Here is a 22432-nt window from a genome sequence, read left to right as displayed (position 1 = left end):
GCAGGTCAGGCACCTGACAGGCCAGGTGCGCGGGGCTCGTGTGGGGTCTCGTATCGCGGACACCCCCAGACGAGCCCCCGGTGCCGTACCCCGCCGAGCCCTCGAACGCGCGGCCCGGGTCAGCGGTCGCGGTCGGTCATGCGCCGCTTCATCGCGGTACGGGCGAGCTGCTGCATCGGCGGCTCACCACCGGTGCGGCCATGCGCGGCGGCGCACTCCTGCCGGATCGCGGTCGCTTCACCCACCGGCGGCGCCGGCGGGTTGGTCACGAAGGTGAACGCCGGCAGCTCCCGGTTGCCGACCAGCAGCCGGGCGGCGGCGGTGTAGACGTCGAGGTGAGCGAGGTCGTGCTCATCCAGCTCGGGTTTGGTGTGGCGGGACAGGTCCCGGGCGTCGGTGGGGTCGACGGTGAAGAACAGCTTCGTTCGCGCGTTGGCCGACACCGCCGCGGCGATGTCGTTGGGCAGTTGCGCCAGGTCCTGGTGGGCCAGGACGAGCCCGAGCCGGAACCCGCGCGCCTCGGCCAGCATGTCGCCGACGCTGCCGGGCAGCGTGAGGAAGTTGTGGCACTCATCGACGTAGAGGTTGGCGTCTTTGCGCTGGTCTTCGGGGATGCTGGCGCGGGCGATGGCGGCCTGCCATACCCGGGCGACGATCATCGAGCCGAGGATGCGGCTGGTCTCCTCGCCGAGGATGCCCTTGGGTAGCCGGCACAGCAGCACCCCGCCGTCGAGGACCCGGCCCATGTCGAACGACGAGTGGGCGTTACCGATGACGCTTTTGACGAAGTCGCGCAGCAGGAAGGCCCGGAGCCGGGCGAGGACGGGTGCGATGACCTGGCCCCGGAACTGCTCGTTGATGCCGTCGTACCAGAGCCAGAACCCGCCGAGGCCGTCCGGGTCGTCCAGGCCGTGGGTGAACCGGGCCCGGAAGTCCCGGTCCTGCAGCAGCGACGGGACCAGACTCAGGGTTGGTTTCGCATGGCGCATCAGGGTGAGGCAGGCGACGCGCATGGTGTCGTCCATGCGTGGCCCCCACTGGCCTTGGAAGATCTTGGCGAAGATGCCGACGAGGTTGTCCACGGCCAGGTGCGGATCGCCGCCGTCATCGAGGGGGTTGAAGCAGCCGGGGTTCTCCTGGTCCGGGTCGATGATCACGATCTTCTTGGCATACGAGGCGGGCAACCGGTCGAGGATGTCGGTGATCAAATCTCCGCGGGGGTCGATGACCACGGTCCCGCGCCCGGCCTTGATGTCGCCGAGGATCATGTTCAGCAGCAGCGTGGACTTGCCGACGCCGGTCTTACCGACGACGTGCACGTGCTGCCGGGCGTCAGTCACGCGGAGGCCGATGCTGTGGTGGCCGATCTGCGAGCGGCCCAGCACCTTCACGCTCCGCCCGCCGGAGGGCACCTGCACGGGCGCCGGCACGGCCTTGGCCCGCGCTCGGTCCAGGCCCGGGACGGCGAGGTCTTGCGGCAGCGCGGCCAGGGCGGCGAGTTCCGGGACGGTGGCGAGGAACCCGCGCTGCAGTCGCCGTCCGGCGATCGTGGCCACCGGGTGGGGCATCTTCATCCGGCGCAGCCGGTTCGGGCCGGTGTACGCGGCGGCGGCCGAGGCGATGGTGTGCCTGAGCTCGCCGAGGCGTGAGCGGACGTGGGCGGCCCGTTGCGGGTCTGGTGGTGACGTGCCGGCGTCAGCCGCGACGGCGAACCGGACCGCGATCTCGTAGTGCGGCACCCGCACGGCCTTGTCCACAACGGTGCGGGCCTCAGCGGTGGCCACCGGGTCCCGCTCGGCCGGACGCACCGGGGCATGGCCCGAGGTGCGGGGCCGCGACGAGCCAGGCGTGAACGCGTCGAGGAACCACAGCAAGGGCTCGATAGCTAGCCGCACCGTCCCGATAACCACGCGGGTGGCCAGGTCAGGCTGCCCGTGGCGATGATTGCCCGCCGCGGCCCTGCGGGCCGAGCGGACCCGGCGGGTGGGCGCCGGGCGGGCGAGGATCTGCACACACGCGTGTTCGCGGTGGCGTACCTCGGCCCCGGCGGAAAACAGCGCCCGCAGCGGGTCGATGTCGTGCTCGCTGCGCAGCGGCAGCCCGTCGGTGCGCTGCGGCCAGTGCGCCCCACCCACCTCCTCGGCGACGGTGCGCGGAATCGGCGGCGCGGCATCCGCGGTGATGACGGTGGCCGCAGGCCAGGCCGCCCGGACAGCGGCCTCGACCGCGCCGCGCGGCACCGTGCCGGGCACCCAGACCCGGATGGTCAGGGACCGGCCGGTCCAGATGTACTCCCACCCGACGTGCGGGATGCCGAACAGGCGCTGCTGCCACACCGACGGCGTCAGCACGCCGACCAGCGTGGTCCAGAACGCCGCGGCAGCCTCGGCGGTGACCTCCGGCGGGGCGGCGATGGTCAGCCACCGTGCGCCGGCCGTGAACCGCTGGTGCCGCCAGGCGAGCAGTCGGTCGTGGCCGAACACCGCGCTGACGATCGCGGCGGCGGCGATGAAGCCCAGCCACGGCCGGGCGATGATCCAATGCCCCACGTCGGCGGGCCAGGTCGGGGTGGATGTCATTCGGCCTCCCCGATTCCCGTCACGGCAAGCTTGTGCTCGGCCGCCGATCCGACACTGCGGAACGGAATCCGGCTACGACCAGCGACGAGCAGTCCCTCGCCGCGGGGCGCCGACAGCAGCAGCCGCGACTCCCCGGCGGTCAGGCCGAACGCCTCGGACACCGCGTCGATGGACTGTGTGGACTGGCGCATCAGGACCTGCGTGGCGGCGTTGGACACCACCGCCAGGCCGAGGTCGGTCGACAGCACGTCGGCCGCGTCCTGCGTGATCACGCACAGCCCGGCGGAGCGCTTCCGCGCGGCCTTGGCCATCCGGAACAGAAACCTGCTGCCTTCGCCGTCGCGCATCAGCAGCCAGGCTTCGTCCACCACGACCAGCTGCCGCTGCCGGCGGCTGCTCGTGGCCGGGGTGTCGATGCCCGACCAGATCGAGTCGAGCGCCAGCAGCGTGCCCACCGTGCGCAGCTCGTCGGGCAGGTGCCGCAGCGACCACACCACCAGGTGCCCGGTCGGGACGGTCGTGGTCGGCCCGTCGAACAGGTTGGCGAAGTTCCCGACCGTCCAGGGGGCGAGCCGGGCGGCGAGCTGCCCGGCGGCCGGGTCGTCGTCGTCGGCGAGCGTGTCGGCGAGGTCCCGTAGCAGCGGCGCGGGTTTCGTCCAGGTGGCCGGGTCGCCGGTGATTCCGGCGCGGGCGTAGGTGGCGGTGATCGCCCGGTCCAGCGCGGCGCGCTCGCCCGGCGGCGGGGCCGCCCCGAGCATGACCGCGATCAGGGTGTGCAGGTACAGGCCGCGTCGGGTGAGGGTGTCGGCCCGGTGGTCGGCGGGCAGATCGAAGGGATTGACCCTGACGCCCGGCTGGCCGAGCTGCACGACCGTGCCGCCGACGTGCTCGGCCAAGGGCGCGTACTCGTCCTCGGGGTCGATGACGGACACAACATTGCCCTGGTAGAGGTTGCGGAGCACCTCCAACTTGACGAAGTACGACTTACCGGCGCCGGAGCGGGCCAGCACGACCGAGTTGTGGTTGTCCTGCGCCCACCTGTTCCAGATCACGACCCCGTTGCTGGTCGTGTTGACCCCATACAGCAGCCCCTCGGGTGCCGCGACGGTGCCGGGGGACGGGGCGGCGAGGTCCGCCGAGGCGAGGGGAAACGCCGCCGCGAGGGCGGTGGTGTCAAGGATGCGGCGCATCCGCAGCGGGTCCACACCGACCGGCAGCGTGGAGATCCAGCCCTGGTGGTGCCGGAACGTGGCCGGTTGCAGGTCCAGCAGCACGCTGGCGGCGGCCGCCTTCACGCCCGCGGTGACGGTGCGCAGCTCGTCGAGGGTACGGGCGTGGATGGTGACGTAGATGCCGGTGTCGAAGAGCTTCGCCGCGCCGCGAGCGACGCGTTCAGCGAGGTCGGCGGCGTCGGCTGCGGCCGCCTCGACCATCGGATCGCCCAAGCGTCCCTGGTCGGCGTCCAGGCGGCGCGAGGATTCGAGGCGGGCGCGTTGGCGCTTGAGCATCGGCGCGGCCAGTTGCGGCGCCACCGGGTCCAGGTGCACCGACACGTCGACCCGTGCCGGGTAGGACAGCAGCGGGTCCAACCAGGCGGGGCCGACCTCGGCCGGATAACCGCACACCACGTAGGTGGCGGCATACCCGTCGCCGACCTGCACGTGCCACGGCGTGACCGACAACGCGGCGGGGGAGGGCATCCCCTCCCCGCCCGCGTCACTCGTCTTGGTCTTTCTCAGCAGGTTCATGTTGTGCTCCGCAGGGTGATCGGGGTGCCGGGCACCGCACGCGGGCCAGGCACCGGCGGGGAGAACGGATCGACCGCGCCGGCCAGCGCGGAGGCGACAGCCGGCCCGTCCAAAAGGGCGGCTTCGACACCGAGCCCGGACAGCGCGCGCACGCCGGCGTCAGCCCCAAGCTCTCCGGTGACGATGACGACCTGGCGGCGTAACGGATCGCGCTGGCTGTCGAGGTCGAGCAGGAACTCGGCGTAGTCGTCGGCGGCGGCCTGCAACGCCGGGTGCGGCAGGCGCGGCGCGTGGTCGACGACTGCTTGCGCGTAGACGGTCAGGTCGTGCCGCTGCGCAGCCACGACGATCTGCGCCGGCCCGGTCAGGCTGTTGAGGAACCGGCCGAACCCTTCCAACAGCGCGCCCTGCTCGCCCCCGGTGCGCAGGTGGATGTTCGTGGTGCCGCAGGCGATCAGGACCTTGCCGCTGCCCTCACTGGTCAGGACTCCGGTCGGGCTGAGCGCCGTAGCCGGAGAGCGCAGCGGCGCCGGAAGGCTTGGGTTGCCGGCCACGACCGCGACCGCGCTGGTCCGAGCTGAACCCGGGGCGAGGGTGTTCGGTCTGCTGCTGAGCGCGAACCCGTGCCGCAGCCACACGTCCAGCGGCAGGCCGTCACGTCGGCCGAGCGCCACCATGACCGCCACGGCGAACACGAGCGCCCCGGCGACGATCCACACCGCCTGTGGCAGTAGATGCCCGAACGTGTCGTAGACCCCGAGGCCGACAAGGCCGGCACCGCCGATGATGCCCAACTGCCGGAACGTCAACCCGAACGCGATGCGGTCAGGCTCGTTGACGTTGGCCGGGACGACGGCACGCGGGGCACTGTCCTCGATCGTCATCGCCCACCTCGCAAGGCGGCACGCCCGAGCCCGCCGCGCGGGAGACGGCGGGTGATGCCCTGGATGACCACTGCCCGCAGCAGAACCGCGCCGACGTTCGGTGACCCCTTGCCCGTCGCGTAGCGTCCCACCATCGCGGGGATCCTGACCGTCATCCACAACACCACCGCGACCAGCAACAGGTTCAACACGTCCGAGCCCGGCAGGCCGATCAGGACCGGAATACTCGCGTCCGGGTCAGTGAGCAGGTGGATACCGGTGGAGAACGCGATGGCCTGCAGCACCGCCGTGCCGAGACAGCCCAGCAAGCTGCGCCACCACAGGTCGGCGGTGGGTTGCGTCCAGGGCAGGCAATAGCAGGCCAGCGCGAGTGGGGCGAGCCCAGCCAGGATGACCAGCACCGCAACGCGGACGACCCAACCGGTGACCAGGGCGAACATCAGCCCGACGATCAGCAACCCGATGACCAGCGCGATGAGGGCGCTGGATGGATCGGTGAGCGCGGCAGCCACGTGGGTACGAGCCATCGTGACCGCCTGCGTGGTCGGCGCCGCAGTGCCGACCATGGCCACCGTCAACGCGTTGGCGACATCGATGAGCACGGCACAGAGTGCAACCGCGAAGTTCGACAGGATGAACCCGACAACGAGGCGTGGCACGAGTTCCTTGACGCCGTACCGCATCTCGACCGAACTACTGGTCATCGTCACGATGCCGGCGGTCACCAGCGCGAGGATGTAGCAGGCGTTGACAACCAGCGCGCTTTTCGCGGCGATGGTCTGCACCTGCGGCAACACGGTGACGTCCGGCGACAGGAACATCGACGACGTCAGATAGGCCAAGAGCCCGCCGAGGAGATCTTGCAACCGCTCGGCGAGCCATTCCACCAGGTCGTCCATCATCCAGTCGACCATGACCGGTGTCCTCAGCCGCCGATGATGCCCTGCAGTACCTGCAGGATCACGGGGGAGAGAACCGCCAACGCGTAGCCGATCAAAGCGGATTTGAAGTTGCCCTTCGCCTGCTCGACCTGGGCCGGGTCACCACCGGCGGCCATGTAGCGCAGGCCACCGATGGCCAGGAACATCGTCGCGGCCAGCGCGATGATGCCCATGATCCACGCGGTGATCGAGGAGATGACCTCGTTGATCGATTTTGGAGCCGCCAGTGGCTGCGACGCGGCGGCAGCGAGATCGGACAGGACTGACAGAGTTGTGTGCATTGCGACGCTCCACAGGACTTCTGCGGGCCGCCGCGGTGGGGACCAGGGCGAAGCTTCGACTGGGCCGGTGGGGGCGCTCCTCCCTTGCTTCGGCGAGGGTTGCGGTGTCAGTACGCCGCGCCAGCCGTGCCGGACCATCAGCCTCGCCGGATGAGGGTCCCCACCGGGCGGGCATGCCGTGGATGACATGCATCGCCCAGATCTCGGCTGTCAGGCCGATCGAACTCGCCCGACACCCGTCACAACCTGACAGGACCAGTCAGCGACACACGTAGTCCCCAGGGACCGCGAACCAGAAAGGTCGGCGCGGACCGAAACGCAAGAGAGTACTCGGAGTGAACTGGGACAGCAGGTAGGACCTCCTTCAGAAGGCAGCTACTTGACGTCTGCGGGATCTATCACTCAGCACGGGTGGACGACCCTCGTTGTCAGATACCCCTGGGCTGACCGCGTAACGCCTGCCCGGATCTGCCGAGTTGAGTTCGTCGAGTTTGTGTTGCACGAAGACCGCGTCGGAGATCGTTATCCGTCGAGCGGCTGAGACTTGCTCGGTCGGAGGAAGACCAGCGGCATCCGTTTGTATCGCTTTAGCGAAGCGTTCATCTGAGATCTAGGTATTGCAACGCGCTAAAGCCAGTGCTGGCCTGGATGATGTGTTCACCGTCGGCAGGGAGGTACCGATGAGCAGGATCAGGAGCGCCCTCGCGATGGCCGCCTGCCTCGTGTTGCTCGCCCCTGCGGCCGGATGCTCCAAGAAAGACAAGGGAGAGGCCGTCGAGCCGCAGCCGTCCTCCGATTTGCCAAGCCCGACGGTGCGGACGGAGGGCGACGCCATTGTGGTGGCCGTTGCGCCGGATCGCCCCCTCGCGGTCGCGGTGCCGGGGCTCGGGCACCTCACCGCACCGTCGGGTGCGTTCGCCACGGCCGGCAAGGTCGTCGTACACCGACTGCGATCCGACAATCCAGACGGCTCGCTCGTCGTAGTCGGAGGCATGGGTGTTGACGTTGCGTTCGAGGGCACGTCGCTGGCATCGCCGATCACCATCCTGTTCGACGACCCAGGCGCGATGCGTCAGCTGCCGAAAGCTGCGCTGCCGGTGGTGCTGCACAAGCCCGACGGTGGGGGGTGGGAGGCCAAGAGTGTGTCGCGAACTGCGGACGGGGTGCCCTACATTTCGACCAAGGATTTCTCACCCAACCTGTTCGGGTGGATTCCGGTCCCGGACTGGGTCCGCGAGCTCGCCGATTCGTTCGCGGACTTCACCACCCAGCGCACCGACGCCCGGCCGTGCAGCGGCCTGTCCGCTCCGAGTTGGAGCAGCATCGACAAGCGCACCACGATGGTGCATCTGTGCGCCATCGCCAACGCCGACCGAGCGGAAATCCAGGTGCAGTCCAACCGCCGGTTTTACCAGTGGGTGGCGGTGCCCGCCGGTGCGGACTATGTGTGGGTCGAGGGCCAGCCTGACCTGCTCCGGCGGGTCGTTGCCAACGTCACCGGCCACGACGCAGGCAGCAACGTGCTGCTCGCCGGCAACGGCTGGTTCACCGCCGGGTACAAACAGCCGGAGCAGACGCAGAGAAAGAACTTCAACGCCTATCTCGATCCATGGAGCGCTGGGCTCAGCGTCGGGATGAGTGTGCTCGGACTCGATCCCCGCCAGAAAGTGACCAGCGCCGCGTGGATCGTGGGGATGTGCATCAATAAACTCTTGCCGTTCCCGTCGGCCGACGGCGCCGAGGCGTTCCTGGGATGTTTCGTCACGCAAGCGCTGAAAAACCTTGACAACCCTGATGTAGCGTTTAAGTCGGCAAAGGACCTATACGGCGAAGCCGCCTACGCCAAGGAAGCCGAGGAGGGTCTGAAGCAGGCCAGCGACCGGCTGCGCTACCTCGGCAAGCTCCTGAAGGTTCTTGGGATCATCACCTCGACGTTCCCGCAACTACCTGACCTCTTCTCGTCCTGGGGCAATGACCAGCCGGGCCGGTTCATGCTGCACCTGACGGCCAAGCCCACATCCCCAACGGGCGGCACCACCACCCAGCCGCCGCCACCGAGAACCCAAGCACCGCCACCGAGAACCCAAGCACCGCCACCGCCACCAGCCGGGAGCCCGCGCATCGACCTCGCCCGGGGCGGCGCGGCTCCATTCGGCTCCTGGTACAACGTCACCCTCTCCGGGTTCACGCCCGGTGCCGCCGTCACCGTCACCTGCCGCGATTCTAGAGACCCCGGCGGCTTCTACAGCCAGAAATTCACCATCGGCGGCGACGGACGAGCAGCCGACTCCACCTTGTGTTACTCCGCCGACGGACCCGACCACTGGGTCACCGGCGGCGGTATCGAGTCCAACCACGTGTCGTGGGGCAACGCCCCACCACCCCCGCCAGCCGGGAGCCCGCGCATCGACCTCGCCCGGGGCGGCGCGGCTCCATTCGGCTCCTGGTACAACGTCACCCTCTCCGGGTTCACGCCCGGTGCCGCCGTCACCGTCACCTGCCGCGATTCTAGAGACCCCGGCGGCTTCTACAGCCAGAAATTCACCATCGGCGGCGACGGACGAGCAGCCGACTCCACCTTGTGTTACTCCGCCGACGGACCCGACCACTGGGTCACCGGCGGCGGTATCGAGTCCAACCACGTCGCCTGGTAGTAGAGGTCCAGAAGGGAAGCGCCACGACCCAACAAAACCGAAGGTCATGCCGCCCAAGTACCGCAGGATAGGCGCCCGCGCCGTTTCAGGATCGGCCTCACAATCGGCGCTGCCCTCATACTGCTGGTCGGCGTCGGGGTCGCCGGCACAGCCCTCGCAAACCTCCTCCGCAGGAAGTCGCCGTCGTCGCCGGCTTCGACCAGCATCGCCAGAAGCGTCTGGAAGCCCTTGACGGACTCGGTGATGCGGGCCTTCGCTACCAGAGTGCCGTTGTCGTCGACGAGCGCGATGTCGTGGTGTTTCGCGGCCCAGTCGATGCCGCAGGTGACCTTCAATATGTCCTCCATGCCGGGAGTTGGGCTGGTCTCTGCCCTGATCGGGATCATGCGGCGCCCTAATGGAAAGGCTCGATGGCCTGACATCCGATGAGCCGTCCTTGATCCCAGCGACCGGCACGGCTCCCCGTCTCACGTCGAGGGCTCCTGGCCCCGGATAACCGAGGGATGCTCCGTGCTGGCGGGCTCGAACCACGAACAGATCCAATCGGACCCGAACCTGCAGAGCGGGCCGAGCCACGCAGCAGCTCCCGCCTTATCGTGAGGCGTCGAACGCCGGGGATACCAAAGGAGTCGCGGCAAGGCCCGACCCGCTCTGCACCCATTAGGGCTACCAGGGCGTCCGCGGCAGCGTGCGCACCCCATTTAAGCGGCGCCGCTTCCGGCCGAAGCTGTCATCCAGGCACGAGGCCGTCAACCAAGCCCGCGCGAAGATCCCGCGCCCGCGGAGAACGGGCGATCGCCACGTTCAAGACCTGGAAGATCCTGACCAAGCTGCGCTGCTGCCCACGGCCGAGCCACGGCGATCGTTCAAGCCATCCTCGTCCTGCACCACGTCGAAACCAACCGCTACCCAGGATGAAAATGTCTCAGAGGACGCTAACGGCGTCACGCATCAAAGCCGTCAGGAACCGCCATCGCCCGGATCCCGCTGATGCGGTGGTAGATGCGGCGGACATCAGCGATCAGCTTGACGACGGGCGTGACAGGCTCGCCAGCCACCCACTCCCGCTCGAACTTCGCCCGCAGCGCCGGCCACAATTCTTCCGCCAGCCGGACCTTGGGATTGCCGAGCTTCATACGAACCAAGCACCACCTTTACGTCGTCATGGGCGGCGCGCGCAGTTTCCAGTTGGCTGCGCAACTCCTGCTGCCAGGCTGACTCGACGTCATGGCGGCGGGGAGCAGTTGCCCGTCGTACCCCATCGGGTGCGACGGGGCAGGATCACCCCCGCATGCGCGGGGAGCAGATCCGGCAGAACATCAAGGGCAACGTCGTCGCGGGATCACCCCCGCATGCGCGGGGAGCAGGTGCCATCGGGACGCTTACGCGCGGGCCACGCCGGATCACCCCCGCATGCGCGGGGAGCAGGGTCCGGCGTTGCGGCGGAAGAGGCTGCGGAGGGGATCACCCCCGCATGCGCGGGGAGCAGTCTATGGGCCGTCCGGCTCGGGCAAGTCGTACTGGATCACCCCCGCATGCGCGGGGAGCAGAGGGCCTGCCACACCGACCACAACTCGATCGCGGGATCACCCCCGCATGCGCGGGGAGCAGCGCTTGCTACCCACCACCCGACCGTCGATGACCGGATCACCCCCGCATGCGCGGGGAGCAGATTGCAAAGCTGGCACCGAGGTAGACGGTGCCGGGATCACCCCCGCATGCGCGGGGAGCAGGTAGCGGGTTGTCGTCGATCTCGGGGTCGTAGGGATCACCCCCGCATGCGCGGGGAGCAGTGAATACCGCGCTGCGCCAGATGTTGCCGACGTGGATCACCCCCGCATGCGCGGGGAGCAGATCGTCGCCGCCGCCGGAATGATCCGGTGGACGGGATCACCCCCGCATGCGCGGGGAGCAGATGGCTCGGCCCCGCCCGAACCTGGGTACACCGGGATCACCCCCGCATGCGTGGGGAGCAGAGCTTCCGATCTGAGGAGATCACCATGTTCGGCGGATCACCCCCGCATGCGCGGGGAGCAGGCTGTCACCGCGTCGACCCACATCGACAACTGGGGATCACCCCCGCATGCGCGGGGAGCAGCAGACCTCGACGTACGTGTGACCGTCGGTGTCGGGATCACCCCCGCATGCGCGGGGAGCAGGCCATAGCCGACGCCGACCTGGAGCCGTTCCCGGGATCACCCCCGCATGCGCGGGGAGCAGGCGGGCGATGGCCTTGCCGGTGCGGTGCTGGAAGGATCACCCCCGCATGCGCGGGGAGCAGATCCCCAGCGGGGGATACGTGAAGTATGTCGACGGATCACCCCCGCATGCGCGGGGAGCAGAGGGCCCCGTCCTGGAAGTCCCCGCCGGAGGACGGATCACCCCCGCATGCGCGGGGAGCAGTCCGCCAGTCGGACGACCCGGCCGTGATGCCTGGGATCACCCCCGCATGCGCGGGGAGCAGTGCTGCTCTCCATCCTGGTCAGTCTTCGTGCTGGGATCACCCCCGCATGCGCGGGGAGCAGATCGAGGATCGGTTGGCCGATCTGGATGAGAAGGGATCACCCCCGCATGCGCGGGGAGCAGCCCGCACATCCTGCTGCTCGTCGACGAGGTGTCCGGATCACCCCCGCATGCGCGGGGAGCAGTCGGCGTACGCCTGCCCGAGACTCCGCAGCGCGGGATCACCCCCGCATGCGCGGGGAGCAGGGTGGCACCCTGGTCAACATCTACGGCAACCACGGATCACCCCCGCATGCGCGGGGAGCAGTCTGTAGCCGTCGACAGGTAGAGGCATCCCTCGGGATCACCCCCGCATGCGCGGGGAGCAGGCGTTCGTGAAGGCCGGCCAGGGTGGTGCTCATGGATCACCCCCGCATGCGCGGGGAGCAGCGCTCCACTTCGGCCTCCGCTTTGATCCCCTCGGGATCACCCCCGCATGCGCGGGGAGCAGGCACAGCGTAGAGCCCAGGCGACTACTCAGTAGGGATCACCCCCGCATGCGCGGGGAGCAGACTTCCTGACCTGCAGCGTTAGAGATCGACTTCGCAGTCTTTGTTCACTAGCTTCCGCAAGATCATCCCGCTCGGTCTCGGTTCTGGTTGGTACAAGGACGTACGTGGAGGGGCAAGCGAGCTCGGCTACAGCGTAGTTGGTGAGGCTCATGTCGGGGTACGGCCTGGAGTGCAGAGCTAGGTACAGCTGATCTGTGAGTGGGGTTGTCAAGGGGTGCGGTGGTGGGTGGTGATGGTGCGGTAGAGCTGTCGGGCGATGTAGCGCTTGAGGCAGCGGGTGATTTCTCTGGTGGTGCGGCCTTCGGCGCGGCGGCGGGTGATGTAGTCGCGGGTTTCGGGGTGGATACGTCGGCGGGTTAGGGCGATGGTGTGCAGGGCGCTGTTGAGGGTTCTGTCGCCGCCGCGGTTGAGGCGGTGTCGGTCGGTGCGGCCGCTGGCCACGGGGATGGGGGCGGTGCCGGCGAGGGTGGCGTAGGCGGCTTCTGATCGGATGCGGCCGGGGTGGGACCAGGCGGTGAGGGCGATCGTGGCGGTGACGGGTCCGACTCCGGGTTGGTCGAGCAGGGGTGGGCAGAGTTGGCCGACGAGGGTGCGTAGGTGCCGGTGGTTGTCGGCGAGTGTGGCGTCGAGGGTTTGGATCTGGCGGGCCAGGGTGGCCAGTTCGCGGCGGCGGGTGTGTTGCTCGATGGGCAGGTCGGTGGTTTCGGGCAGGTCGAGGGCGGCCAGGCGGGTGACCTGAGTGGTGGTCGATAGTCCGTGCAGGGTGTGGCGCAGGGTGTCGTCGGCGGTCAGGGATCAGCGCTTTGGTCAGGTTGATCGCGGCGGTGCGGGCGTCGCTGTGGTGCCGGCGGCAGACCAGCAGCAGGCGCAGTGCCTCGCGTGGTCCGTCGCTTCGGGGAGCGGCGATGCGCTGCACGGGTAGGGCGAGCACGGCGTGGGCGGCGGCGACCGCGTCGAGTTGGTCGGACTTGCCGCCTCGGCGGCGGGCCGCTGCGGCGGGTTTGGGTGCCTCGCAGACGGCGACTCGTTCGACAATGCCCTGATGGAGAACTTCTGGTCCACGTTGAAGATCGAACTCGTCTACCGCACGTCCTGGCGGACCCGCGACGAGGCCGAGAACGCGATCTTCGCCTACCTTCACAGCCCTTTTCATCCTGCGTAGCGGTTCGCTTCGACGTGGTGCAGGACGAGGATGGCCTGCACGATCGCGGTGGCGCGGCGCGGGTAGCAGCGGAGCTTGGTCAGGATTTTCCAGGTCTTGAGCGTGGCGATGGCCCGTTCGCCGCGGGCTCGGATCTTCGCGTGTGCCTGGTTGACCGCCTTCTGCCGGCGCGACAGTTTCGGCCGGAAGCGGCGCCGCTTGAACGGCGTGCGCGCGCTGCCCCGGGCGCCCTGGTAGCCCCCTTGTCGGCGAAGGTCATCACGTCCGCGCTGGTCAGCGCTTCGATGATGCCGTGGATACGGGCGGCGGTGAGGTCGTGCGCCGAGCCCGGCAGTGCCGGTGAGGCCCATATGAGCCGGCCGGCGGCGTCGGCGATGACCTGCACATTTACGCCATGGCGCTTGTGCTTGCCGGAGTAGTACGGCTTCTGGTCAGCGACCCGGTCTATCGGAATCAGAGTGCCGTCCAGGATCGCGTACGCCAGTTGCCGGATGCGCCGCATCGCCGTGGCCAGGTCCTCGGCGACTGCTGCGAGCAGCACGATTGCTTCCTGTACGTAGCGCCAGGCGGTGGCGATGCCGACGGCGAACCCGGCGGCGAGCCGGGTGTAGGTGTCGCCGTTGCGCAGGTGGGCCAGGGCGAGCAGCGCCTGCCGGCCCGGGTCGAGGTGCCGCCACCGGGGTCGATGCTGGTTGCGGTGGCGGCGGATGGGGTCGGCGAGGTGGTTCAGGGTGCGGCTGGACAGCGAGATCGTGGAAGGGTAAGACAGCACAGGCGAGGCTCCCGGTCGGGGCATCGGATCTTGGTCGACTGCTGTCTTACCTGGAGCCTCGCCCTCATCGATCTCCGGGCTCGCCGCATCCACCCTGAGCTGCAAGATCAGCTTGGAAAAGGCTCATAGACGGCTGGTACAACACCCACCGCATCCAACGCGAGCTGGGCTACCTCAGCCCTGACGAGTACGAGACCGCCTGGCACACCCGCCAGACGGAGCCAGCCGAACCAACTATCGCCGCCCCTGCACCAGCCGGCAGCAGGTAACCACCGCTCCGTCAAGGCGGGGGGAACTCAAATCCCTGCTCAGAGGTCCGCCAGTGGGATCTGGGTCTCAGCTCGCGGGACCTGGACCGACGTCACCACTACGACAGCATGAGCCGCACATCAATGCGTGATGGGCTTGTGATTGGCGTCGGCAGGCCGCAGTTCGACAGCCGGCCAGCCAATCGGGAAGCCGGCCGATGTAGTCGAGCCGCTAGGCCCTCAGCGCCGTCTCTCGCCGTGTAATAGCCACAAGGTAGGTGCCCTCCGCAAACGTTGCGCGCCACACAGCCGCTACCTCCTGGCCGAGCGCCGATCACCAGCGATCAGGGTCGCCGGCATCTGGCGCGGACCCGGTCGGTATGGGCAGAACCAGCGGTTCTAGGTCGATGGTGAGCCTGGCCCCGTCACCCGCCCCGAGGGCGACGTTGGTCGCGGCTGCCCTGCTCAGGGGATGGTGGGAACCGTACCGGGTGGCCAGCAGGCTGTGGACATGCTGGTCGAGGCGTCTCGCCTCGTCAGCGTCACCCAGGGCGGTGGCGTGATTCAGTTGAGCGACCAGGACGTAGGGGTGGCGCTCGTCGAGCCGACCGCGCAGACGCCGGACGCAATCCGCCAGGACCGGGCGGGCCCCGCCAGGATCGTCAGCGCCGAGCAGCACCACGCCCAGCGTGTTCGCGACCACTTGGGTCAGCGGGTGGTCCTCGCCGTACGTGTCGCGATACACCCCGAGTGCCGCCACCGCGTGGTGCTTCGCGTGGTCACTGTCCTGCTCAGCGGCGCAGATGCAGGCCAGTTCGGCGTCGCACGCGGCGGTCTCGGGGTCCCGCGGACCCCGCGTCGCCGCCCAGCGGTCGCGGGCGAACGTGATCAGGTCGCGAGCGGCAGCGACGTCGCCGAGACGGCGCAGACTCACGGCGAGATTCCGGCCGACGCGCAGGCTCACCGGATGCTCGCCGCCGAGCACTGCACGGGCGGTCTCCAGGGTCCGGACCAACTGGTTCCGGGAGCCCTCGTAGTCGCCGATCTCGCGTAGGTCCCGACCGTAGTTGTCCTCGCTGAGCAGCGTCGCCGGGTGCCGCGGGCCGCGGGTACGCAGTCTCCGGCCGTAGGTGTCCCAGTCCCGCTCGGTCGCCTCGGTGAACTCGCCGAGAAGCAACTGGACGATCGCGAGGTCGTGGGCAGCGTCGAGCGTGCGGGGGTCGTTCGCCCCGACGGAAGACCGACGGTCGTCCCACGTTTCGCGCGCCACCTTCAGGGCGCGTGCGAAATCGCCGGACAGGTGCGGCGCTCGGTCCGGCGCAGCGGCGGCAGACAGTCGTCGAGCGAGGCTGCGGGTGGCGACAAGCCGCTCCTCGGGCATCGTCTCCCGGATGGTGCGCTGCAGGAGCCGATGCGTGATGGCCGTGTCGGCGTCGGTGTCGATGCGAACCATGCCGAGCCGGGCGATGTCACGGACCAACGCTGCGGGGGAGCCACCGAGGTCGGGTTCGTACTCGTCGAGTTCGCGCAACACCGCGGGCGACGACAGCGTCCGGATGGCAACGGTCTCCTGCTCGAAGCAGGCGAGGATCTCCAGGAGCCGGTAGGCGGCCGGTCGTTGCATGCGCAGCCGCTGGACCGTCAGCCCTACGAAGAACTCGCTGTGGGTCTCCGAGCGGTCGAGGCCCTCCAGGTACTCCGGCACCGTCATATCCGTTGTGGCGAGGAACGCGCCGGCGAGGCTCAGGAAGAGCGGGTGGCCGTCGGAGCGTTCGGCGATGGCCGTGGCATCGCCGGGCGCGATTCCGGGCACCCGCCGCCTCACCAGCGCGATTGACTCGGCCCGTTCGAGCCTGTCAACGTGCAGGGCATCGACGGCGTCCGTCCAGGCCGCGCTGCGCGAGGTGATTAGGACGCTGCCGGGGCCGTGGGGCAGGTAAGCGCGCAGGGCCTCTGGGTCGTCGGCGTTGTCGAAGATGATAAGCCAGTGGTCGGTCCGCTTAAGGTGGTCGAGGGCATCGACCGTGCGGCCCAGGTCGAGGCTCGCATGGAGCTGCGCGAGCTGATCGGGGATTGCCAGCGGGCTTGCGGCGTCTACCCACCAAACGAGCCGGTACGCGGCCGCGAATCGGTGGGCGTACTCCCGCGCCACCTCGGTCGTGCCGATGCCGGCCCTGCCGATGACCGCCGTGGCGCGGTGCTCGGCCAGTCGGCCGTGCAGCGCTTGCAGGATCGCGTCGCGTCCGACGAAGTTCGGGTTGCGCGCCGGCACGTTCCACACTTGCGGTGCGACGGTGGGCAATCGCGGCCAGGCGCCGGCGATTCGGGGGACAGGGTTCGGCGGCTGCAACGCGGCGAACAACGCCTCGCGTGCCTGGTCCTCGGTCATGTCGACCAAATCGACGGTCGGGACGACGGCGAAGGCACGTGTTGGCCGCACCCGGCCGACCTGCACCGGAACCAGGAACGGGTCAGGCCCTTGCGTCAGTCGTTCGCCTCCGACCCGCGCGACATCGGTGGCTTCCGCCGCGTCCAGGTATGCGCGTGTCAGCACCACCAACATCCGGTCGGCACCGTCCATCGCCGCCACCCAGTCCCGGATCTCGAACAGCACGCTGGGCTGCCCCGCCGAGTTGAGTTGGGCGCCGATCCACTCGGCCCACATCCGGTCCGGCGCCGCGTAGCTGATGGTCAGCGAGGTCGACGTGGGCGCGATCCGACTTCGGTCGAAGTCCGCGAGCCAGCGGACGCGTTCCCGCTCGTCGATCGGCGGAAGCTCCATGCCGGTGCCGGTGATTTCGCTCGTAAGCCGCTCGTACGCCGCGAGCAGGGAACCCACCGACCCGGGTCGGTCACCGAAGACCGCAAGGATCTCCTCGTAGGCGTAGAACTGCCGGTACGGAATCTCCACCGCTGCCCAGTAGCGGTCGAGGTCGCTTCGTCCCGACGACGTGAGCATCGGGTCGAATCGCGCGCGGACGTAGTCGCGGCCGGCCTCGAGCTTCGCCAGTTCGCCGGACTCGACGCGCATTGGCACGGGCACCATCCGCACCGGGTTGGCCGGCCGCTGATCGCGGATCGAACGGGCGATGGCGACCGCCCCGTCTATCCCCGTCTGGCTCACCGTGAAACAGTTGACCACCGTGTCGGGTAGCTGCACGGTGGCGATGGAGGCACCGTCGCCGATGCCCGTCCGGCTGTCGAGCAGGACAAAGTCGTAGCGCCGACGCAGGTCCGCGCGGAGCGCCTCGAAGAAATCTTTGCCGCCGAGGCGCTCGTAGAAGGCTTTCCAGTCGAACGTCGCGACGGATCTCGAGTACCCGGAGTTCTGCTGTCCGGCCGAGACGAAGTCGATCAGGCCGTTGTCCGGGAAGGTCCAGCCGAGTCTGGTGGCGTAGGGGCTGACGTCGACGGCCGCCTCGGCCGCTTCGGCACGATCACCGCCCGCATCCATCATCGCCGAGACGTAGTCGCGGAGCATATCGATCAGGCCGGGCGACGACCTCAGGTCCTCGTCGAGCAGGAACGGTAGGTAGTACCGGTGCAGGCCGGGCGAATCCAGATCCCAGTCGAGCACGGCGACGCGGTAGCCGTTGCTCGCGAGGATCCAGGCGACGTTCGCCAACGCCATCGTCCTGCCGGTGCCGCCCTTGTAGGAGTAGAAGGTAATGATCTGGCCGGACCCCGTCGTCTGCTCGACTTGGGAAGCGACGTCGGGTGCTAGGTGTTTGCCCGGAGCACGTAGCCGCACCTCGTCGAAGCGGTCGTAGCCGCTCCGGCCGGGCCGGGCTGTCGGGTCAAGCGCGACGCGCATCGCTGGCAGCCGACTGGCGAGCGTGTCGTCCAGAGCGGCCAGTTCACGGACCAGCCGCTCGGCGTCGTTGTCGTCGACTTCGAGCAACGCGGTCGCCGCGGCCGCTCGGGAGTCGGAATCGAGGTGTTCGTTGGCGGCTAGGCCGCGGAGCCAGTCGAGGTGGTCGGCGGCGGCGAGGCGCAGCAACGCCCGGGCCGCCTGCAACCGCAGGTCGACTCGTAGCCCGCGGTCGACGCAGCAGCCGCGGAGCGCCGTCACACCCGGCGGATCGCCCGAGCCAGCGAGTTCCAGCGCGACCATGAGCCGGTAGCCGGGCTCACTGTGGCCCTCGTTGAGGGCTCTGCGGTACGCGAACGCCTGGAGGTGGCTCGGCACCGATGCCGCAGCGGCGTCGGGCGCGGAACGGGAACTGCTTGGCTCCGACGCGGCTCGCTGCACCCAGCGGCGGACGTTGCTCGGTATCGACGGGTCCACGACGAGCCGCTGGACGCCGCCCGCGGTCACGGCGGCCTCATCGAGTGCGTCAGCGACCAGCAGACGAACCCACGGCCGCGCGGCGACGTCCGCGGTGATCGCTTGCAGCGCGGCGGCGACACGGTCGTCACGGCAGAGCGCGACCAGCGCCTGTAGCGCTTCGGGTGCGGTCGGATCCTCAGCCCGGAGTTGGGCGAGCAGAGCGTCGATGACCCGCTGACGCAACGGGCCGGCGACGTCGATGCCCTCGGCGAGGATCTCGCCGGCGATGGCGACATCGGCGTCCTGGCTGTTCAGCAGCGTCTCGACGAGAGGATCGGCCGGTACGTGCTGCCGGCGGCCCAGCACGAACAGTGCCAGGTTGCGGCGGTTGGGGGCCCGCACGTCCGCCAGCCACGCAGCTTCGTCGAAGTGCCTCGCCCGTTCCCCTGCGGCGAGGAACTCCGCCAGGCTGCGGTGGGTGAAGGCAAGGCCGGGACCGCGTTCGACGAGCACCGAGGTGCTGGTCAACATCGCGCGGACGTGCCGGTCCCAGTCGGGGACCGCGTCGAGCGTGTCCCGCGGCGCCTGGTCGCGCACCCAGGTGCGGGTCTGCTCGACCAGCGACAACGTGTCGTTGGTCAACTGCGCGTCGGCGAGGTTCTCCACCAAGTCCTTCAGGTTCCGGTCGAGCCACGCCCAGAACCGCCGGCCCGAATCGCCGTAGCGCTCGAACTCGGCGCGGATCCGGGCGCGCTGCTCGACGACTGACGGCCTACCGGCGAGCAGATGCCGAACGAACTCCGCGTACAGCTCCGTACGGCTACTCGGCAGCGGCCGGTGCTGATCGTGCTCGAAGACCAGCGCGGCGATCGTGGCCAGCAGTGGCACCTCGACGACGGCACCGAGTCGGGCTGCCGCCACGGCGCGCAGATATCGTTGCGCGTCGGCTGCGCCGTTACCGTCGGCGGCTCGGGCCGCGAACCATCTGCTGGCGAACGTCTCCAGGTCCGTGGGATCGAACCGGCGCAGCGCGAACTCCGCCACCGAACGGCCCTTCACCTCAGCCAACTCGCCGAAGAGTAGCGGACGGGTGGCCACCAGGAACCGTTGCGCCGGGCTGGGACTCTGCAGCCAACTCGCGATCCTGATGACGACATCCGAGCGGTCGTTGCCGCTGAGCACCTCGTCGACCCCGTCGATGAGGACCAGCCACCGCGTGCCGGGTAGCGGGGGCGCATTGAAGAGCACGGCGTCAACGTCGACGCCGCTCCGGAGCCCGTAGGACTCCGCCAGCGCGTCGGAAAGTCGCCGGTCGACCAGCGCTCTGGCCGGCACCGCGACCGGCACGACCGGGCCGAATGGAGCGCGGCTCAGCCGGGTGCCGCGCTTGGCGTCGAGCCACCACCGCGACTGGAGATGCTGAATCAGAGCCACCATCGTGGACTTGCCCATGCCCGGCTCCGCTACCACCAGAGCGTCGTCGAAGTTGGCGAGCATCTGCGGGACGGTCAGCACTTTGGGATGCGCCTTGCCCGCGAGGTCAGCCGGCGTCATCGCCCGCTGCTCGACGTAGACCTTCGGCAGCGCCGGAGCATGGCCAGCGAAGAACTGGTACCGGTGCGTCGCCGCGTCCTCCCACTGCGCGGCCAGGAGCGCGCGGAGCGGATGCTGGTCGGCGAGCAGGGGTCGGCGTCGGTCGACGAGGTACATGGTCGCGGCGGCGGCGCCGAGGACGAGCGCCGCCACGGACATCGGCACCGCGAGCCCGACTCTCCCCCCGCCGAACAGGTGCAGCGCGGCGGCGACGACCGCGAGCAGTCCCGAGACGACGCTGACCCACAGCCAGCGCGACGGTGCAGCGACCGATCGGGACATCGTGGACGACGACCGGGCCCGCCGCAGGACGAGGGCGACGCTCAGCACGCCTGCTGCCGCCCCGACGATCGAACCGAGTTGATCGGCGAACTCCAGCCATGGCGGCCCACCCATGCCGCCAGGTTAACCGTGAGTGCGCAAGGCCGGGATCGACCTCAAGGCTGGCGCGGGGCGGCCACCGGGTCGCCGGGGCGAAGCGCCACGCGATCAATCGTCCTCGCGCAGCATTGACCTACCGACCGCGACCTGTCCGGCCCTCTGGTCGAAACGGAGATCCTCGGCCGGCAGGACTTCAAAAAGTCGCTCGAGAGGATCGAGTACCTGGAAGACGAGCCGCTGGTGGTCTTCGCGGCCGAGAATCAGGGCGTCTGGGTGGCGTTGATCGACCCCACCGACGATGATCCGGTGGTTTGGTACGACGGCGGCCCGGAGCGGCTGCGCGAGCGGGAACAGCTCAGCGGCTTTGTGTTCCAGTTCGCCCTCAACGAAGCGGCGAGCACCTCACCGTTCACCGGTTTCGCCACGGTCACCACGGAGGTGCTGGACTGGTTCGTCGAGGATCTGGTTCCCGTCCCGCCGCTGCAGCCGATGCGGGTACCGGGCAACCCGACGCCATTGGGTGGCTCCCGGCTTGGTCGCCGAGGCCGTCGACTATGGCGGGAGTGGCATCTGGCTGAGCGTCGGCAGCCGGCAGCCGGCAGCCGGCAGCCGACGCTCAGCCCTGCGGCCCCTACGCTCTCGCCTCGAATGGGAGCAGTTTAACGGCTAGCCAACAAGGTCCTTCTGGTCTGAGCGCAGCTCTCCCGCGGCGAGTTGGGCCGGTATCTATCGCTGGTCGGCGGTCTACCCAAGACCGAGTGCACACATCTAGCCGCTGAGCGGATGCTCGGTCACGCGTTTCTCCGAGATTCCTCGACAGCGGTACGCGGACCGTACCGTGTTCGCCACCCCCACACGTCCAGGACGGTGACCTCGCACTGGTCGCGGCGTCGGTGAAAGACTTCGGCCAGCTGCGCCACAGTGCTCACCGTCGGCCCATCGTGGAGCGGGCGATGCCATGAGCAGTGAGAAGACTGGCAGCCAGACGGACTCGGGTCTGCGGACCTCTACGGTTCGGACGTTTCCATCGACGACCCGATCTGTACGCCCGAGACACCTGGCCCCGCCTGCGCCACGCGATCAGAACGCGTGGGACCCGCGTACGGGAAGCCACCTCGCCGTGGGTGCGTCAGGCGGGAGGCGCCGCCCGCCAGAACCCCGTGCCGACGGCCAGCATTCTGGCCTTGGCCGGGGGCGTCGTCGCGGCGCTGATTGTGCGCCGCCGGATCGCCGTGACCACGGTCGCCCGGGCCCGCAGGCGGTGGGTGCCTGCCCGCTTTGAGCGCTGAGTAGCGCCGAGAGTCAGCGTCTGCGTGGGTGTTGCCGAACTCACGGGGACTGACACGCCCGACCGCGAAGTGTCGGCTCGGCGGCTCAGGCCGGGCTGAACTGGATGAGGACCGACGCGGTCGGCAGCTCGTCCGGAGCGGGCGGCGCCTCGGTGCGCCAGGCCAGCCGCACGCTCCATCGGCGGCCCGGCGGAAGGCGGTAGGCGTCGGCGATGCCGCCGGCCGTGCCGCTGGAGAACCCGAGGATGCCAGACTCGAAGACCACCTCGAGCACGTGGCTGCGGTCCCAGTCGGCCGGATCGAAGTCAGCCGGCCCGTCCCAGGTCTCCAGCCGGGTGTCGCTACCCAGCACCACGGCGTCGTCGATGTTCTCGACCACCACGTAGCCCGACGCCGAGCTGACCCATTGATCGAGCTCGTGCGGTGGGGGCGGAACGTTGCGCCGGTCGTTGCTGTCGTCGATCATCGCGAACAGTCGATAGTCGACATCGACGTACAGCTCGGTGTGCTCGACCAGCGCCGCCATGCTGACCCCTCCCCGCTCGGTCGACTACGAGGGTAGCGATCTCCCGCCGACTGTGAGTGTCCGCATGCTTACTCACCCTTGCATCGACCA

Annotated in this window: 13 protein-coding genes, 4 pseudogenes and 1 CRISPR repeat array; of the genes and pseudogenes, 5 read left to right on the top strand and 12 right to left on the bottom strand. The window is 69.1% G+C overall.

Features of this window, described 5'->3' with window-relative positions; translation table 11 throughout:
• Nucleotides 1-119: 119 nt before the first annotated feature.
• Genes ABZ780_RS29285 through ABZ780_RS29265 form a run of 5 tightly spaced genes read right to left on the bottom strand, consistent with a single transcriptional unit; the run spans nucleotide 120 to nucleotide 6433 of the window.
• Nucleotides 120-2579, bottom strand: a complete 2460-nt coding sequence (locus ABZ780_RS29285; RefSeq protein ID WP_357488121.1) for a DUF87 domain-containing protein — start codon at nucleotides 2577-2579, stop codon at nucleotides 120-122.
• Nucleotides 2576-4327, bottom strand: a complete 1752-nt coding sequence (locus ABZ780_RS29280) for a DUF87 domain-containing protein (protein ID WP_357488120.1) — start codon at nucleotides 4325-4327, stop codon at nucleotides 2576-2578. Before ABZ780_RS29280 ends, ABZ780_RS29285 begins: the two co-directional genes overlap by 4 nt.
• On the bottom strand, nucleotides 4324-5211 hold the full coding sequence (locus tag ABZ780_RS29275) for a PrgI family protein (protein ID WP_357488119.1): 888 nt from the start codon (nucleotides 5209-5211) through the stop codon (nucleotides 4324-4326). The genes ABZ780_RS29280 and ABZ780_RS29275 overlap by 4 nt, the downstream gene beginning before the upstream one ends.
• The gene (locus ABZ780_RS29270; protein ID WP_357488118.1) at nucleotides 5208-6125 is read right to left on the bottom strand and encodes a hypothetical protein; all 918 of its coding nucleotides are present in this window, start codon (nucleotides 6123-6125) and stop codon (nucleotides 5208-5210) included. The genes ABZ780_RS29275 and ABZ780_RS29270 overlap by 4 nt, the downstream gene beginning before the upstream one ends.
• An 11-nt stretch (nucleotides 6126-6136) precedes the next feature.
• A complete protein-coding gene (locus tag ABZ780_RS29265) occupies nucleotides 6137-6433 on the bottom strand; it encodes a pilin (protein ID WP_357488117.1) in 297 nt (98 codons plus the stop codon).
• A 680-nt stretch (nucleotides 6434-7113) separates the two neighbouring features.
• Between ABZ780_RS29265 and ABZ780_RS29260 the strand changes: the two genes are divergently transcribed.
• Nucleotides 7114-9087: a hypothetical protein gene (locus tag ABZ780_RS29260; protein ID WP_357488116.1), complete on the top strand. Its 1974-nt coding sequence runs from the start codon at nucleotides 7114-7116 to the stop codon at nucleotides 9085-9087.
• A 185-nt stretch (nucleotides 9088-9272) separates the two neighbouring features.
• Here the strand turns inward: ABZ780_RS29260 and ABZ780_RS29255 are convergent.
• Nucleotides 9273-9434, bottom strand: a pseudogene (locus tag ABZ780_RS29255) (transposase); the annotation flags it as partial.
• Nucleotides 9435-9751: 317 nt separating this feature from the next.
• On the opposite strand from ABZ780_RS29255, the pseudogene ABZ780_RS29250 reads away from it, so the two are divergent.
• A pseudogene (locus ABZ780_RS29250) lies at nucleotides 9752-10005 on the top strand (transposase family protein); the annotation flags it as partial.
• A gap of 26 nt (nucleotides 10006-10031) precedes the next feature.
• Here the strand turns inward: ABZ780_RS29250 and ABZ780_RS29245 are convergent.
• Nucleotides 10032-10223: a hypothetical protein gene (locus ABZ780_RS29245; RefSeq protein WP_357488115.1), complete on the bottom strand. Its 192-nt coding sequence runs from the start codon at nucleotides 10221-10223 to the stop codon at nucleotides 10032-10034.
• Between the two features lie 142 nt (nucleotides 10224-10365).
• Nucleotides 10366-12101: a CRISPR direct-repeat array (repeat unit 28 nt; unit sequence GGATCACCCCCGCATGCGCGGGGAGCAG).
• Nucleotides 12102-12308: 207 nt separating this feature from the next.
• The gene (locus ABZ780_RS29240) at nucleotides 12309-12626 is read right to left on the bottom strand and encodes a transposase (RefSeq protein ID WP_357488151.1); all 318 of its coding nucleotides are present in this window, start codon (nucleotides 12624-12626) and stop codon (nucleotides 12309-12311) included.
• A gap of 72 nt (nucleotides 12627-12698) precedes the next feature.
• On the opposite strand from ABZ780_RS29240, the gene ABZ780_RS29235 reads away from it, so the two are divergent.
• Nucleotides 12699-12854: a hypothetical protein gene (locus ABZ780_RS29235; protein WP_357488114.1), complete on the top strand. Its 156-nt coding sequence runs from the start codon at nucleotides 12699-12701 to the stop codon at nucleotides 12852-12854.
• A 181-nt stretch (nucleotides 12855-13035) separates the two neighbouring features.
• Nucleotides 13036-13263, top strand: coding sequence for a hypothetical protein (locus tag ABZ780_RS29230; protein ID WP_357488113.1), 228 nt, complete (start codon nucleotides 13036-13038; stop codon nucleotides 13261-13263).
• Here ABZ780_RS29230 and ABZ780_RS29225 read toward each other — a convergent pair.
• The 3 genes and pseudogenes from ABZ780_RS29225 to ABZ780_RS29215 all read right to left on the bottom strand — a co-directional run.
• Nucleotides 13251-13442: pseudogene (locus ABZ780_RS29225) on the bottom strand (transposase family protein); the annotation flags it as partial. The gene ABZ780_RS29230 and the pseudogene ABZ780_RS29225 sit on opposite strands and share 13 nt — an antisense overlap.
• Before the next feature lie 26 nt (nucleotides 13443-13468).
• A pseudogene (locus tag ABZ780_RS29220) lies at nucleotides 13469-14059 on the bottom strand (transposase family protein); the annotation flags it as partial.
• Between the two features lie 558 nt (nucleotides 14060-14617).
• Nucleotides 14618-20542 carry a TIR domain-containing protein gene (locus ABZ780_RS29215; protein ID WP_357488112.1) on the bottom strand — a complete coding sequence of 1975 codons (5925 nt, stop codon included), beginning with the start codon at nucleotides 20540-20542 and terminating at the stop codon, nucleotides 14618-14620.
• A gap of 225 nt (nucleotides 20543-20767) precedes the next feature.
• On the opposite strand from ABZ780_RS29215, the gene ABZ780_RS29210 reads away from it, so the two are divergent.
• The gene (locus ABZ780_RS29210) at nucleotides 20768-21190 is read left to right on the top strand and encodes a hypothetical protein (protein ID WP_357488111.1); all 423 of its coding nucleotides are present in this window, start codon (nucleotides 20768-20770) and stop codon (nucleotides 21188-21190) included.
• A gap of 711 nt (nucleotides 21191-21901) precedes the next feature.
• Here ABZ780_RS29210 and ABZ780_RS29205 read toward each other — a convergent pair.
• Nucleotides 21902-22342, bottom strand: a complete 441-nt coding sequence (locus ABZ780_RS29205) for a hypothetical protein (protein WP_357488110.1) — start codon at nucleotides 22340-22342, stop codon at nucleotides 21902-21904.
• Nucleotides 22343-22432: the final 90 nt, after the last annotated feature.

This window comes from Micromonospora sp. NPDC047467 (assembly GCF_040643095.1).
Taxonomy (GTDB): Bacteria; Actinomycetota; Actinomycetes; order Mycobacteriales; family Micromonosporaceae; genus Micromonospora.
Note: the sequence above shows the minus strand (reverse complement) of the source record. Positions and strands in the feature narration are given on the sequence as shown.

Excerpts from the sequence above, each read along its gene's own strand:
- ABZ780_RS29285 (WP_357488121.1), bottom strand. The coding sequence starts at position 2,579 with ATGACATCCACCCCGACCTGGCCCGCCGACGTGGGGCATTGGATCATC.
- ABZ780_RS29280 (WP_357488120.1), bottom strand. The coding sequence starts at position 4,327 with ATGAACCTGCTGAGAAAGACCAAGACGAGTGACGCGGGCGGGGAGGGG.
- ABZ780_RS29275 (WP_357488119.1), bottom strand. The coding sequence starts at position 5,211 with ATGACGATCGAGGACAGTGCCCCGCGTGCCGTCGTCCCGGCCAACGTC.
- ABZ780_RS29270 (WP_357488118.1), bottom strand. The coding sequence starts at position 6,125 with ATGGTCGACTGGATGATGGACGACCTGGTGGAATGGCTCGCCGAGCGG.
- ABZ780_RS29265 (WP_357488117.1), bottom strand. The coding sequence starts at position 6,433 with ATGCACACAACTCTGTCAGTCCTGTCCGATCTCGCTGCCGCCGCGTCG.
- ABZ780_RS29260 (WP_357488116.1), top strand. The coding sequence starts at position 7,114 with ATGAGCAGGATCAGGAGCGCCCTCGCGATGGCCGCCTGCCTCGTGTTG.
- ABZ780_RS29245 (WP_357488115.1), bottom strand. The coding sequence starts at position 10,223 with ATGAAGCTCGGCAATCCCAAGGTCCGGCTGGCGGAAGAATTGTGGCCG.
- ABZ780_RS29215 (WP_357488112.1), bottom strand. The coding sequence starts at position 20,542 with ATGGGTGGGCCGCCATGGCTGGAGTTCGCCGATCAACTCGGTTCGATC.
- ABZ780_RS29205 (WP_357488110.1), bottom strand. The coding sequence starts at position 22,342 with ATGGCGGCGCTGGTCGAGCACACCGAGCTGTACGTCGATGTCGACTAT.